Source organism: Chromobacterium sp. IRSSSOUMB001 (assembly GCF_023507765.1).
In the GTDB taxonomy this organism is placed as follows: Bacteria; Pseudomonadota; Gammaproteobacteria; order Burkholderiales; family Chromobacteriaceae; genus Chromobacterium; species Chromobacterium haemolyticum.
Map to the genome: position 1 here is coordinate 66,448 of NZ_JALCYU010000006.1, position 13,037 is coordinate 79,484.

The 13,037-nt window shown below is 61.5% G+C and carries 13 protein-coding genes; 4 read left to right on the forward strand and 9 right to left on the reverse strand.

Features of this window, described 5'->3' with window-relative positions; genetic code table 11:
• Positions 1–2: 2 nt before the first annotated feature.
• A complete protein-coding gene (locus MOV80_RS09650; RefSeq protein ID WP_043592403.1) occupies positions 3–737 on the forward strand; it encodes an amino acid ABC transporter ATP-binding protein in 735 nt (244 codons plus the stop codon).
• 204 nt (positions 738–941) lie between these two features.
• Here the strand turns inward: MOV80_RS09650 and MOV80_RS09655 are convergent, their stop codons facing one another.
• From MOV80_RS09655 to MOV80_RS09680, 6 genes are all read right to left on the reverse strand, one after another.
• Positions 942–1,283 carry a hypothetical protein gene (locus MOV80_RS09655; RefSeq protein WP_019101103.1) on the reverse strand — a complete coding sequence of 114 codons (342 nt, stop codon included), beginning with the start codon at positions 1,281–1,283 and terminating at the stop codon, positions 942–944.
• A gap of 65 nt (positions 1,284–1,348) precedes the next feature.
• Positions 1,349–1,717: a GIY-YIG nuclease family protein gene (locus MOV80_RS09660; RefSeq protein ID WP_081950366.1), complete on the reverse strand. Its 369-nt coding sequence runs from the start codon at positions 1,715–1,717 to the stop codon at positions 1,349–1,351.
• A complete protein-coding gene (locus MOV80_RS09665) occupies positions 1,704–3,284 on the reverse strand; it encodes a TerC family protein (protein WP_043592402.1) in 1,581 nt (526 codons plus the stop codon). The genes MOV80_RS09660 and MOV80_RS09665 overlap by 14 nt, the downstream gene beginning before the upstream one ends.
• Before the next feature lie 251 nt (positions 3,285–3,535).
• Complete coding sequence (gene ccsB / locus MOV80_RS09670) at positions 3,536–4,681, reverse strand: c-type cytochrome biogenesis protein CcsB (RefSeq protein WP_043592442.1); 1,146 nt, start codon at positions 4,679–4,681, stop codon at positions 3,536–3,538.
• Positions 4,681–6,699 (reverse strand): cytochrome c biogenesis protein ResB, encoded by a 2,019-nt coding sequence (locus MOV80_RS09675; RefSeq protein WP_043592401.1) that lies wholly within the window; start codon positions 6,697–6,699, stop codon positions 4,681–4,683. The genes ccsB and MOV80_RS09675 overlap by 1 nt, the downstream gene beginning before the upstream one ends.
• A gap of 168 nt (positions 6,700–6,867) precedes the next feature.
• Entirely contained in the window at positions 6,868–7,485 is a 618-nt protein-coding gene (locus MOV80_RS09680) for a c-type cytochrome (protein ID WP_039755110.1), read from the reverse strand.
• 91 nt (positions 7,486–7,576) lie between these two features.
• Between MOV80_RS09680 and yihA the strand changes: the two genes are divergently transcribed.
• Complete coding sequence (gene yihA / locus MOV80_RS09685; RefSeq protein WP_039755109.1) at positions 7,577–8,209, forward strand: ribosome biogenesis GTP-binding protein YihA/YsxC; 633 nt, start codon at positions 7,577–7,579, stop codon at positions 8,207–8,209.
• Between the two features lie 179 nt (positions 8,210–8,388).
• Here yihA and MOV80_RS09690 read toward each other — a convergent pair whose 3' ends face one another.
• From MOV80_RS09690 to MOV80_RS09700, 3 genes are all read right to left on the reverse strand, one after another.
• Entirely contained in the window at positions 8,389–9,261 is an 873-nt protein-coding gene (locus MOV80_RS09690; RefSeq protein WP_039755108.1) for a septal ring lytic transglycosylase RlpA family protein, read from the reverse strand.
• A gap of 131 nt (positions 9,262–9,392) precedes the next feature.
• Positions 9,393–9,857: a tRNA (cytidine(34)-2'-O)-methyltransferase gene (locus tag MOV80_RS09695; RefSeq protein WP_081574427.1), complete on the reverse strand. Its 465-nt coding sequence runs from the start codon at positions 9,855–9,857 to the stop codon at positions 9,393–9,395.
• 40 nt (positions 9,858–9,897) lie between these two features.
• The gene (locus MOV80_RS09700) at positions 9,898–10,608 is read right to left on the reverse strand and encodes a ComF family protein (protein ID WP_039755113.1); all 711 of its coding nucleotides are present in this window, start codon (positions 10,606–10,608) and stop codon (positions 9,898–9,900) included.
• A gap of 144 nt (positions 10,609–10,752) precedes the next feature.
• On the opposite strand from MOV80_RS09700, the gene bioB reads away from it, so the two are divergent.
• On the forward strand, positions 10,753–11,736 hold the full coding sequence (bioB, locus tag MOV80_RS09705; protein WP_043592400.1) for a biotin synthase BioB: 984 nt from the start codon (positions 10,753–10,755) through the stop codon (positions 11,734–11,736).
• 116 nt (positions 11,737–11,852) lie between these two features.
• Positions 11,853–13,007 carry an 8-amino-7-oxononanoate synthase gene (gene bioF / locus MOV80_RS09710; protein ID WP_019101750.1) on the forward strand — a complete coding sequence of 385 codons (1,155 nt, stop codon included), beginning with the start codon at positions 11,853–11,855 and terminating at the stop codon, positions 13,005–13,007.
• Positions 13,008–13,037: the final 30 nt, after the last annotated feature.

The following is a 13,037-nucleotide window of genomic DNA, read 5'->3' on the forward strand; positions in this document are numbered from 1 at the left end:
CAATGATTTCCCTGAAGCAAGTCAGCAAGTGGTACGGACAGTTCCAGGTTCTGACCGATTGCACCACCCAGGTCGCCAAGGGCGAGGTGGTGGTGGTGTGCGGGCCGTCCGGCTCCGGCAAATCCACCTTGATCAAGTGCGTGAACGCGCTGGAGCCGTTCCAGAAGGGCGAGATCATCGTCGACGGCATCTCGGTGGGCGATCCCAAGACCGATCTGCCCAAGCTGCGCAGCCGCGTCGGCATGGTGTTCCAGCACTTCGAGCTGTTCCCGCACCTGTCCATCACCGAGAACCTGGCCATCGCCCAGATCAAGGTGCTGGGCCGCGGCCAGGACGAGGCGCGGGACAAGGGCCTGAAGCTATTGGACCGCGTGGGCTTGAAAGCGCACGCAGATAAGTTTCCCAGCCAGTTGTCCGGCGGCCAACAGCAGCGGGTGGCGATTGCGCGCGCGCTGGCGATGGACCCGATCGCGATGCTGTTCGACGAGCCCACCAGCGCGCTGGACCCGGAGATGATCAACGAGGTGCTGGACGTGATGACCGAGTTGGCGCACGAGGGCATGACCATGATGTGCGTGACCCACGAGATGGGCTTTGCCCGCCGCGTGGCCAACCGCGTGATCTTCATGGACCAGGGGCACATCGTCGAGGATTGCGACAAGGACGAGTTCTTCGGCAATCTGGATGGCCGCTCCGAGCGGGCCCGTCATTTTCTGTCCAAGATCCTGCAGCACTAAGAACCTATTTACGATCCCGCGAACTAAGGCGAGACAAGGCGAAAACGGCTGAGAAAGCGGAATGTACAGGTGGTGCATGAGCATTTTGAGCTCGGTTTCAACGCCGTATCGCCGACGCGCAGCAGATCGTAAACAGGTTCTAAGCCAGGCTCTGGTCAAAAACAAAGCCCGCCGTTTGGCGGGTTTTTTGTTTGGGCGGCGGGCTCAGTTGCCGTTCTTGATCTGCTGGCTGACCTGGTTTTCCTCCTGGTTCAGCGTCTTTTGTTCCTGCCGGGTGATGTGGCCGTGGTCCAGCTTGGCCATGCCCTGTTCCTGCCGGCGGATGTCGCGGTCTTCGCCGCGCAGCTTGCGCGCTTCGTCGCGGCTGATTTTGCCTTCCTTCAGTTCGTGGTGGATGCGGCGATCCTGGTGGTGCAGCCGCTGATTGACTTCCTCGCGGCGCGGGTGTTCCTTCTGCCATTCGGATTCGGCCCGGGCCTGGGAGGCGAACAATAGGCTGGCGGCGAGCAGGCCGGTCAGCAGGAGGGGGCGAGCGTTCGTTTTCATCTTGATCTCCTTGGGTGGCAATGATTGCCAGATGTCAGCCTAGGAGAGCGCGCGGCAAGTGTTTGTTAAGGCTGGTTAATCTGTGTTGCCGGCGGCGGGGGCGACATGAAAACTGAGAAATCCCCGTCCGCGGGCGCGTGGCGGTTCAGAAAGTCCAGCTTGGCGGCGCGGTCCAGCCGCTTGAACGCGTATTCGGCCTTCAGCGCCTCGGAACGGCCGGCGCAGACCAGCACCAGGGCCAGCGCCTGCGGCGGGTTGAGCCGGGTGTAGCGCGCGCCCTTGCCGGCGGCGTGCTGGGCGTAGCGGCGCGTCACGTCGGTGGTGACGCCGGTGTAGAGCGCGCCGTCGCGGCAGCGCAGCACGTACAAAAACCAGGGCCGGGGGGAAGCCCGGCCCTGAGTGTCCCGCGCGGCGGCGGATTTAGATGCTGGCATCCAGATTGACCAGCGGGCTAATCAGCACCCGCTCGGTGCGGTTGCCCTTTTGCACGGTGACGCGCAGCTTCCATTCGCCGACGGTGATTTCATCGCCCTCGCGCGGAATGCGCTCCAGGCAGTCCATCAGCAGGCCGGCCACGGTGTGGAAGTCTTCGTCCTCGAAGTCGCCCAGCGCGATGTGCTGTTCCAGCGTCACCAGCTCCAGGCTGCCTTCCACGTCGAAGCTGCCGTCGGCCTGCTGCACGATGGCCGGCAGCTCGTGACGTTCGTGCTCTTCCGGAAACTCGCCGGCGATGGCCTCCATTAAGTCCTTCTGGGTGACGATGCCTTCCAGGCTGCCAAATTCGTTGACCACGAAGGCCATGTCCGCCGAATGTTGGCGGAAGCTCTCCAGCGCCTTGAGCACGGTGACGGTCTCCGGCAGCACCAGCGGCTGGCGCAGCGCGGCGTCGATATTCATTTCGCCGCCGTCCAGCAACTGGGTCAGCAAGTCCTTGCGCGCGACGATGCCCAGCGGCTCGTCGATGCTGCCGTCCTTGATCACCACCAGCCGCGAGTAGGGGCTGTCGCGCAGCACTTTGCGCTGCGCGTCGTGGCTCTGGCTCAGGTCCAGGCGATGCACGTCGGCGCGCGGCGTGGCGATCACGCGGATCGGCCGCTCGGCCAGGGTCAGCACGCTGTGTATCATCGCGCGCTCGTTCTGGGCGAAAGCCTCTTGCTGCTCGGCGTCCTTGCTGTCCTCCACCTTGCCTTCGTCGGCGCTGGGGCTGGTCAGCTTGCTGCCCATCAGGCTCAGCACCGCGTTGGCGGTGCGTTCGCGCAAGGACTGGTTGCGGTTCAGGTAGCGGATGCGGTTAGCCTGCGATACCTGGTTGAAGGCTTCGATCAATACCGAGAAACCGATCGCCGCGTACAAATAGCCCTTGGGAATGTGGAAGCCGAAGCCTTCCGCCACCAGGCTGAAGCCGATCATCAGCAGGAAGCCCAGGCACAGCATAACCACGGTGGGGTGGGCGTTGACGAAGGCGGTCAGCGGTTTGCTGGCGGCGATCATCATCAGCATGGCGATGATAACGGCCAGCATCATCACCGGCAGGTGTTCGGCCATGCCGATGGCGGTGACCACCGAGTCGATGGAGAATACCGCGTCCAGCACCAGGATCTGGGCGACGACGGTGCCGAAGGCGGCGTAAGCCTTCTGGCCATTGCTCTTCACTTCATCCACGCCTTCCAGGCGTTCGTGCAGTTCCGTGGTGGCTTTGAACAACAGGAACACCCCGCCGCCCAGCATGATGAGATCTCGCCCCGAGAAGGGTTGGCTGAGCACATGGAACAGCGGCGAGGTCAGCGTCACCAGCCAGGAGATGCTGGCCAGCAGCACTAGACGCATGATCAGGGCGAGCGACAAGCCGGTGATGCGGGCGCGGTCGCGTTGGTGCGGGGGGAGCTTTTCCGCCAGGATGGCGACGAAGATCAGGTTGTCAACGCCCAGCACCACCTCCAGGATGATCAGCGTGAGGAGGCCAAGCCAGGCGGAAGGGTCAGACAGCCACGAAACGTCCATGATGAAAACGAAGATTCCTTATAAATAAAAACGGGGTAAAAATAGCACAGTCGGGGCGCGATTAACAAAAATCCGTCGCGACCGGCCGCACCGGCAAGAGAAAAACCCCGCGTTGGCGGGGTGGCTCGGGAGGAGGTTTAGAACACGCTTACGATCTCGCAAGCTTGAGCGTTGAGGCTGAGAAAACGGAGTGTACCCGTTGTACACCCCGTGTCACATTCCACGAAGAGCAGCAGATCGCAAGCAGGCTCTTACAGGCCGCCGTAGGAATGCAGGCCGGCCAGGAACATATTGACGCCGAGGAAGGCGAAGCTGGTGACGAACAAGCCCACCACCGCCCACCAGGCCAGCGGCGCGCCGCGCCAACCCTTCACCAGGCGAATGTGCAGCCAGGCGGCGTAGTTCAGCCACACGATCAAAGCCCAGGTTTCCTTGGGATCCCAGCTCCAGTAACCGCCCCAGGCGTCTGCGGCCCACATTGCGCCCAAGATGGTGGCGATGGTGAAGAACAGGAAGCCGACGGCGATGGCTTTGTACATCACCTCGTCCAGCACTTCGGCCGGCGGCAGCTTGTCCTTGAGCCAGCCCTTCAGTGAGAGGAGTTCAGCGATGCCGAGCATGGCGGCGATGGCGAAAGCGCCGTAGCCGACGAAATTGGCCGGCACGTGTATCTTCATCCACCAGGATTGCAGCGCTGGGATCAGCGGCTGGATCTCATGGGCCTGGCGGTCGAAGGTGTACCACAGGATGAAGCCGACCGAGGCGCAGATCACCAGCAGCACGAAGGCGCCCATCTGACGCGCCGCGTACTTGGCTTCGTAGTACAGATACATCAGCGAGGTGATCAGCGTGAACAAGACGAAAACTTCGTACAGATTGGACACCGGTATGTGGCCGATGTCCGGACTGATCAGGTAGCTTTCGTACCAACGGGTGAACAAGCCGGCCAGGCCCATCACCGACGCGGCCCAGGTCAGGCCGGTACCCATGCGGTTGAGGGTGTCGGAGCGAGTCAGCAAGCCGATCCAGTACGAGAAGGCGGCCAGGAAAAACAGCGTGCACATCCACATGATGGAGGATTGACTGGACAGCATGTATTTGAGCAAGAAGGCGGTCTGCCCGCGTGCGAGCTCATGCTGATAAACCTGGATCGCCAGCAGCGAGATACAGCCGGCCAGCGGGAAGAACCAGCGCCAGGATTTCCAGAACCAGCCCAGGCCGATCAAGCCCAGCGCCGAGCCGGCCAGGATAGCCTGCTCGTAGCCGTCCATGTAATGGTTGTACAGCGCGTAGCTATAGACGGCGGCGCCCAGCACCAGCAGCGCGTAGAGCCAGTCGGCCAGATTCAGCCGTTTCAGCAGCGGCTGTTGCGAGAAAGAAGCGTGGGCCAGTTCCATCATGCACCTCGTACCAGCTGTTTGATAAGTTGAGTATGGCGCGCAAAGTCGCCGTCCAGATCGCGATTATGCCGGTTTGACGTCATCGCGACCCGTACTTTGGAACCGTTGACGCGAACCCACAGACGCAGCTCGCGCACGTAGAACATCAGGATGATGCCGAAGACCAGCAGCACCGAGCCCAGATAGACCAGGTTCTTGCCGGGCGAGCGGGTCAGCTGCAGACCGGAGGCTTGAACCTGCTCGAAGCCTTCCAGTTGCAGGAACACCGGCGCGCCGTAGTCGTGCAGCGAGCTGACCGCCACCAGGCTGTCCAGCAGGAAGCGGTAATGCTCGCTGTCCAGCTTCATCGCCGGCAGGCCGGCTTTTTCGTCCGCCACCGCCATCACGTCCGCCACCGCGCCTTGCAAAATCTTGATATAGGTCTGCGCCACCGCCTGGCGTTTGTCCTGCGGCACGCGGTCGTCCAGGAACTTCTCCAGGCCAACGAAGCCGCTGTCGCCGAAGCGGGCCAACACCCATTTGACGCTGTCGGTGAACTGCTGCTGCATCGCCGGGCTGATGGCGTCGCCTTTCAGCGCTTTGTGCGCGGCGTGGCGGGCGATCTCGTCATAACGCGCCGGGTCCAGCAAGGCGGCGCGCAGGCGCATGAAGCGTTCCACGCTCATATCCTCGTCCAAGGGAATGCGCACGTATTGGAACGGTTCAGCCACGGTCTTGCGCACGCCGGCCATCTGATAGCTGGCGCCGTCCTGCTGAATCGGGGCCATGTAATGCATGAACTCCACCGCCTGGCCCTGGGCATCGCGCAGTTTGAAGCTGATCGACGGGCCCTGGTTTTTCAGCTGCTTGTCTTGCTTGACCTCGCGAGCGTCGTGCATGCGCTGCGATAGAGTGCGCTGCTCGTCCTGAGGCTTGCCGATATTTTCTATGTTGAATACGCGCAGTTCTCCCACTTCCAGCGTGTAGTCCTTGCCGTTGGCTTTCAGGGGTTGGCTGGACATCGACACTGCCGGAATCTCGGTGGGACGCGCCTGCGGCGCGGCCAGGTTCCAGGCCTTGAACTTGAGCGGGGACGCGCCGTCGCCGAAGCTGGACTGGTAGATGGCGATGCCGTCCACGATCAGCGGGTGGTTGACCTTGACCGTGGCTTCGGTGGTCTTGCCGCTGGCCTTGTCGGTGACCACGATGTCGCTGGCGAACAGCTTGGGCATGCCGTTGCTGTAGTAGTCGACGTGGAATTTCTTCAAGGTGATGATGAAGGGCAGTTCCTGCACCAGATAGCCGTTGCCGGCGTTGAGGAAGGTGACGTCGGCGCTCTTGTTCTCCGCAATGGTGACGTTGCCGCGGAAGGACAGATTGTTCGAACCCAAGCGGCTGGCCGCCGGAATCTGGTTCTGCGGCACATCGCGGGTCTCCGGCACCACCTGGCCGGTCAGCTCGCCGATTTTCAAGGGCAGGTTGCCGTCCAGCAGGCCGCCGATGCAGATCACCACCAGCGCGATGTGGGCGAAGAAATAACCCAGCTTGCCGGCCGCGCCTTTCTTGGCCGCCAGCACCAGGCCGCCGTCCGCGCGCGGCTGCTCCTTGAGGCGGAAGCCCTGGGCCTGCAGATAGGCGCGCGCCGCGTCGGCGTCGAAGCCTTCGGCCTCGAAGCTGGCGCTGTGCTTCATCGCCGCCAGCGAGTTGTCGGAGGCTTTTTCGCGGTAGGCGCGCATTTCCTTGATGAAGCCGGGGCCGTTGCGCAGAATGCACAAGCTGGTGGACAGCACCAGGAAGGCGAGAATGGTCAGGAACCACGCCGAATGGTAGACGTCGTACAAGCCTAGCCATTCAAACGCTTGAAACCAGAATTGCCCGAATTCGAAGGCGTAATTGGGATAGGGTTCGTTCTGTTTCAGAACCGTCCCGATGACCGAGGCGATGGCCAGTATCGTCAGCAGACCGATGGCGAAGCGCATCGAGCTTAGCAACTCATACCAGGCGTGAGCCAGGCTGTTGCGGCTAGTTTTTTTCATAGTGGCGTAAAGTGCAAAAAGGAAAGCTCGTTGACGAGTCTTCCCTTTTGAGCCGGCGTGCCGGTCAAAGTTGCCGGCGCGCCCCGGAGCGCGGGCGGCGGAGCCCCCGCAGGGGCGGCCCCTGAGGGGCCGTCAGGCTCGGCCGGTGGCGGCCGGGCTGCTCAACGCTTAGCGCAAGCCGGAAATGTACTCGGCCACCGCCTTCATTTCGGCGTCGCTCATGCGATTGGCGATGTCCTGCATCGGGCCGTTCTTGCGGTCGGCACCGGCCTTGAAGTCTTGCAATTGCTTGACGATGTAGCCGGCGTGCTGGCTGCCCAGACGCGGGTACTGGTCGGGCAGACCCTTCCCGGCGGGGCCGTGGCAGGACATACAGGCGGGGACTTGGGTGCCGGCGTTGCCGACGCGGTAGATCTTGGCGCCCAGCGGCATTTGCGTCTTGTCGGAGGCCTCGCGGTCCTTCGGCTTTTGCTCGCTGTAGTAGGCGGCGACATTGCGCATATCGTCTTCGGACAGCGTGGAGGCCATGCCCAGCATGGTCGGGTTCTTGCGCACGCCCGCCTTGAACGCCTTCAACTGGGTGTACAGATAGTGCGCGTTCTGACCCGCCAGCGTGGGGTTGGCCGCGGCTACGCTGTTGCCGTCAGTGCCGTGGCAAGCCGCGCAAACCGTTTCTACGATCTGTTTGGCCTTCACCGGGTCCGCCTTGACGGCTACCGGCGTAGCCGCCAACGCGTTTCCGGCCAGGGTTGCAGCCGCCATCGCCAACAGCATCATACGTTTCATGGTCGCTCCTTTAGGGGCTATCCCTAAATATCTGTAAAAGTGGCAATTTCAAACCTGCTATTCTATACCAACTGATTTCACCCTTACTACTATGTCGACTTTTCAAAACGCCCGATTTTATACCACCGTCAACCACATGAAGGACTTGCCGCCCACCCGCGCGGAGGTCGCCTTCGTGGGCCGCTCCAACGCCGGCAAGTCCAGCGCCATCAACACACTGGCCAATCACGCCCGTCTGGCGCGGGTGTCCAAGACGCCGGGCCGCACCCAGCACATCAATTTTTTTGAGCTGGGCAACGAATGTTTTCTAGTCGATTTACCCGGTTATGGCTATGCCGAGGTGCCGGAAGCGGTGCGCGCGCACTGGGTGGAGCTGCTGGGACGCTATCTGCAATCGCGCCAGAGCCTGATCGGCCTGCTGCTGATCATGGACGCGCGCCATCCCTTGAAAGAGCTGGATCGCAAGATGCTGGAGTTCTTCCGCGTGACCCGGCGGCCGGTGCACATCCTGTTGTCCAAAGCCGACAAGCTGTCGCGCCAGGAGCAATCCAAGGTGCTGGCTCTGGTCAAGCGCGAGCTGAATGACTATCCGGACGTCAGCGTGCAGATGTTCTCCAGCCTGAAGAAAAGCGGGGTAGAGGACGTGGAGCGGGTGGTGAACGGCTGGTTCGGCCAGTACATGGAACCGCCGGCTTCGGACGAGGCCGAGCCGCCGGAACTTTAGGAACAGGCCCGCACCTAAACAAGCAGGTGGCCAACACCTCCCGCTTGCCTCCCTGAGCGGGGCCTGGATTGATCAGGCTTGCCCCGGCAGCAGCTTGCCGGGGTTTTTTATCGGCGGCGGAAACAAGAAAGGCGAAGGAGATGACTCCTTCGCCTTTGTCATGAACGCGGTCTTGCGGTTTACAGGCTGGTGACCACGGTTTCCACGTGCAGGTTCTCGGCGGCGTTGCGCACCGCGTCGCTGGAGCGGAACGGCCCCAGGCGCACTTTATAGATGCCTTCTTGGTTCACGATGCCGAGCTTGGACTCGTACTTGTCGTCCATCTCGCCCAGCATTTTCTGCACCATCGCCTCGGCGTTGGCCAGTTTGGAGAAGCTGCCCAGTTGCAAATACTTGGGCGTGTCTTCGGCTCGGCGCGCGGTGCTGACGGGACGGGTGCTGGCGACGTTCTCGCCGCCGGCGTCCGGCCACACGCGTTCGATGGCTATCTTGGCGCTGCCTTGCTTGACGAAGCCCAGGCGATAGGCCGCCGCATAGGAAAGGTCCATCAGGCGGTTCTTGTGGAAGGGGCCGCGGTCATTGACCCGCACCACCACGGATTTGCCGTTATTCAGATTGGTGACCCGGGCATAGCTCGGGATCGGCAGCGTAGGATGGGCGGCGGTCATGGCGAACATATCGTATTTCTCGCCGGAGGACGTTTTGCGGCCATGGAACTGCTTGCCGTACCAAGAGGCGCGGCCCGTGGCTTGATAGGGCTTCTCGCGCGTGTCGGGGCGGAAGCTCATCCCCAGAGCCGTGTAGGGCAGGTTGGCTGATCTGATCAGCGGCTCTTCCTGCGGCACGGCGTCCGGCACCAGGTTCAGGTTGACCGGAATATGGTCGGCGGGACCATCGTTCTGGAAATAAGCTCCATTCTTGGCAACGGTTTTCTTGTTGCCGGTCGACGAGGAGGCCGACTGGTTGGTGGCGCTGGCCGTCTTCACGGTGGAACAGGCCACGAGTACGAGACTGACGAACACAAGCCACAGCCATCGGAGTACTGATTGCATAGATCTCCCTTATGCTGTCGGAACCACTGCAAACCTCGGCGCGCCGCTTCAACGTCGGCGCTTCGCGCTTGCTAGCAAGCGCTCGGACCAGGTTTTTCAGAGTCCCTTGTTGGGCCGATCTGCGAACCGCTTCAGCTTCCCCCTGAGAAATCTAGCTGTCGCCAAGCCTCGAACACCGTCACCGCAACCGCGTTCGAAAGATTGAGACTTCTTGATTCTGGACGCATCGGCAAACGAATCCTCTGCTGCGGAGGCAAAGACTCCAGCACTTCAGGCGGCAGACCGCGGGATTCGGGACCGAACAAAAAAACGTCCCCAGGTTGATAGGAAATCCGGTCATGGCGCTCGGAGCCCTTGGTGGTGGCGGCGAAAATCCGCCGTCCGCGCAAAGTCTCTTGACAAGCCGCCCAATCCTCATGAACTACAACGCGAGCGTACTCGTGGTAATCGAGTCCCGCGCGCCGCAGTTTGGCATCCTCCAGAGGGAAGCCCATGGGCTTGACCAGATGCAGTTCACAGCCGGTGTTGGCACATAAACGAATCACATTGCCCGTGTTGGGCGGTATTTCCGGCTGAAAAAGAATTACAGTGAACATCGTTGGCAGCCTGGATTGTTCCAAAGAATCAAAATCTTGGTCAAGTTTTAGGAGAAAAGGCCCTGGCGAGCACCCAGCCATCGACCCGTTTTGCCCCCTGTTTTTTCAAAATTTCGGCCAGCGCCGACAGGGTGGCGCCGCTGGTGGCGACGTCATCGACAATGGCGATGGAAAGCCCGTCACAGCGGCAATTTACGCCGAAAGCATGGCGGAGGTTTTTCCGACGTTCGATGCGTCCGAGAGAGGCTTGGGGCGGAGTGTTGTATTTTCGCCAACAAACTTCGGCGCTTAAACGGCTCGCCATTGTAGCAGCGAATGCTTTTGCCAACTCATGACTTTGATTGAAACCGCGCTCGGCCAGCCGTTCTTTTGCCAGTGGAACAGGAATGACGAGGTGATATTTTGGGCTGAGCGGGAGGGCGAAATCAGCGAGCAAGCCACCCAAGGCCGCGCCCATCTGCAGCTGTTTTCCGTATTTGAAGGCGTGGATCAGCGCGGCGAGTGGGTAATCGAACAAATACGGCGCGTACAGCGCGTCGAAGGCGGGTGGCCGGCGCTGACACTGACCGCACAAGCCGGAGACGGACAGCGGCTCCGCGCAGCGCGCGCATTGCGCCGACGGCAGAGCCGGCAACTGCCGGCGGCAGTCCTGGCAAAAGCCCCGGTCTGCCCGCCAGTCCCCGCAGAGCAAACATGGTTGATTAAATATTGTGCACTTGTTAGATATGAACCTTTTCAGGTTTGACAGCATGGCGCCCTCCCCAGCAAGATGCGCGGATTCGCCCCACGCCCGGCCGGGCGTGGCACTCTGACGGTCCTGACGGCGCAATCCGGAATTATCCTTGCCTGATCAAGGTCTTCCATCGCTGGGCAGTGACCACAGCCAGGATAGACCATGCATTCTTCCGCTATTGAATTCAAGCCTTCCGCCACCCCGCACCCGGAATCACCCAGCTGGACTGTGGCGGAAATCGAAACTCTGCTGGCCTTGCCCTTCATGGAGCTGGTGTTCCGCGCGGCCGAGATTCATCGACAGTTCTTCGACCCCACCAAGGTGCAACTGTCCACGCTGATTTCCATCAAGACCGGCGGCTGTCCGGAGGACTGCGGCTACTGCCCGCAATCGACGCATCACGACACGCCGGTGCCCAACCAGCCGATGCTGACGGTGGACGAGGTCTTGAGCGCCGCGCGCTCGGCCAAGGCCAACGGCGCCAGCCGCTTTTGCATGGGCGCGGCCTGGCGCGGCCCTAAGGACGCGGACTTGGAGAAGACGTTGGAAATGGTCAAGGAAGTCAAAGCCTTGGGTCTGGAAACCTGCGCCACCTTTGGTTTGCTGAAGGGAGGACAGGCGGAAAAACTGAAGGCGGCGGGCCTGGATTATTACAATCACAATCTGGATACCTCACCGGATAAATATTCCGATATCATTGCCACGCGGGACTATGAAGATCGCCTCGACACTTTGGGAAAAGTACGCAGCGCGGGTCTATCGGTGTGCTGTGGTGGTATTGTTGGCATGAATGAAACCCGCAACGATCGCGCAGGTCTGATTGCACAGCTAGCGAATCTTGAGCCGCAACCGGAATCGGTGCCTATCAACAAGCTGGTCAAGGTAGAGGGCACGCCGCTGGAAGGCGCCGAGCCGCTGGACTGGACCGAGTTTGTGCGCACCATCGCGGTGGCCCGCATCGTGATGCCCAAAACCTATGTGCGATTGTCCGCCGGACGCCGCGAAATGGATGAGTCCACGCAGGCTTTGTGCTTCCTTGCCGGGGCCAATTCCATCTTTTACGGCGACAAGCTCTTGACAACCGGCAACCCCGAGGTGGATGCCGACCGGCAGCTGCTGGAAAAGCTTGATCTGACGCCGCTTTGAACGGATTGGGCGGCGGATTCGCGGGCGATGTAAAAAATGTATATATAAGGAATAGCTTGGGCGGCCGGCGAGGCTGGTTCCGGCCAAGCCCTTTTCACGGGATATTTCGAGCCGATATGCGCCTTCAAGACCTGCCTGCCGCCCTGCTGGACCTTTCCGCCACCCATTGCCGTCGCCAACGCGCGGTCATCGACAGCCCTCAAGGGGTCGAAGTGGTGGTGGACGGGCGTTCCTATGTCTCTTTCGCCAGCAACGATTACCTTGGATTAGCCGATCACCCGGTTCTGGTGCGCGCCGCGCAGCAGGGTCTTGAACGTTGGGGGGTGGGCGGCGGCTCCTCGCATTTGCTGGCCGGTCACTTCAGCGTGCAACAGCAGGCCGAGGAGGCGTTGGCGGAATTCGTCGGCCAGCCTGCGGCATTATTGTTTGGCTCCGGCTACGCGGCCAATCTGGCGATTGTCAGCAGTTTGCTGGACCGCGGCGACGCGGTGTTCGCCGACCGGCTGAACCATGCCTCGTTGAACGACGCCTGTAGACTGAGCCGCGCCGAGTTCAAGCGCTTTCATCACAACGACCTGGCGCAGCTGGAGCGTTTGCTGGCGGAGTCCAAGGCGCGCTCTAAACTGATCGCGGTGGAGTCGGTGTACAGCATGGACGGCGATGAAGCCCCGCTGTCGGCGTTGCTGGCCTTGGCCGAGCGCTATGACGCCTGGCTGTATGTGGACGACGCCCATGGCTTCGGTGTGTTGGGCGATGGCCGCGGCGCGCTGGCCGAGCATGGGTTGTCCAGCCCGCGCTTGATTTACATGGCGACCTTGGGCAAGGCCGCCGGCGTGGCCGGCGCCTTCATCTCCGGCGGGACGGACTTGGTGGAGTGGCTGATCAATTCCGCGCGCAGCTATATTTACACCACCTCTCAGCCGCCGGCGTTGGCCTGTGCGATTCTGGCTAGTCTGCGTTTGATTGCAGAGGCGGACGAGCGACGTGCGCGGCTGCGGGAATCGATAGAAACCGTCAAATCCGGACTATCTGAATTCAAATACTCCGTAGGGGCTTCCCGAACGCCGATTCAGCCACTTATCATAGGCGGCGAAGAACAGGCGTTGGCCCTGGCCGCCCGTCTGCGCGACCAGGGCTTGTGGGTGCCGGCGATTCGCCCGCCCACGGTAGCGGCCGGGACGGCGCGCTTGCGTCTGTCTTTGTCGGCCATGCATCAGCCGGAACACTTGCAGCGCCTGCTGTCCTGTATTCAGCGCGCCGCGGCGTCCTGAGCCGGCGCGCCCATGGGGAGGGGCGCACCG

Excerpts from the sequence above, each read along its gene's own strand:
- MOV80_RS09650 (WP_043592403.1), top strand. The coding sequence starts at position 3 with ATGATTTCCCTGAAGCAAGTCAGCAAGTGGTACGGACAGTTCCAGGTT.
- MOV80_RS09655 (WP_019101103.1), bottom strand. The coding sequence starts at position 1,283 with ATGAAAACGAACGCTCGCCCCCTCCTGCTGACCGGCCTGCTCGCCGCC.
- MOV80_RS09660 (WP_081950366.1), bottom strand. The coding sequence starts at position 1,717 with ATGCCAGCATCTAAATCCGCCGCCGCGCGGGACACTCAGGGCCGGGCT.
- MOV80_RS09665 (WP_043592402.1), bottom strand. The coding sequence starts at position 3,284 with ATGGACGTTTCGTGGCTGTCTGACCCTTCCGCCTGGCTTGGCCTCCTC.
- ccsB (WP_043592442.1), bottom strand. The coding sequence starts at position 4,681 with ATGGAACTGGCCCACGCTTCTTTCTCGCAACAGCCGCTGCTGAAACGG.
- MOV80_RS09675 (WP_043592401.1), bottom strand. The coding sequence starts at position 6,699 with ATGAAAAAAACTAGCCGCAACAGCCTGGCTCACGCCTGGTATGAGTTG.
- MOV80_RS09680 (WP_039755110.1), bottom strand. The coding sequence starts at position 7,485 with ATGAAACGTATGATGCTGTTGGCGATGGCGGCTGCAACCCTGGCCGGA.
- yihA (WP_039755109.1), top strand. The coding sequence starts at position 7,577 with ATGTCGACTTTTCAAAACGCCCGATTTTATACCACCGTCAACCACATG.
- MOV80_RS09690 (WP_039755108.1), bottom strand. The coding sequence starts at position 9,261 with ATGCAATCAGTACTCCGATGGCTGTGGCTTGTGTTCGTCAGTCTCGTA.
- MOV80_RS09695 (WP_081574427.1), bottom strand. The coding sequence starts at position 9,857 with ATGTTCACTGTAATTCTTTTTCAGCCGGAAATACCGCCCAACACGGGC.
- MOV80_RS09700 (WP_039755113.1), bottom strand. The coding sequence starts at position 10,608 with ATGCTGTCAAACCTGAAAAGGTTCATATCTAACAAGTGCACAATATTT.
- bioB (WP_043592400.1), top strand. The coding sequence starts at position 10,753 with ATGCATTCTTCCGCTATTGAATTCAAGCCTTCCGCCACCCCGCACCCG.
- bioF (WP_019101750.1), top strand. The coding sequence starts at position 11,853 with ATGCGCCTTCAAGACCTGCCTGCCGCCCTGCTGGACCTTTCCGCCACC.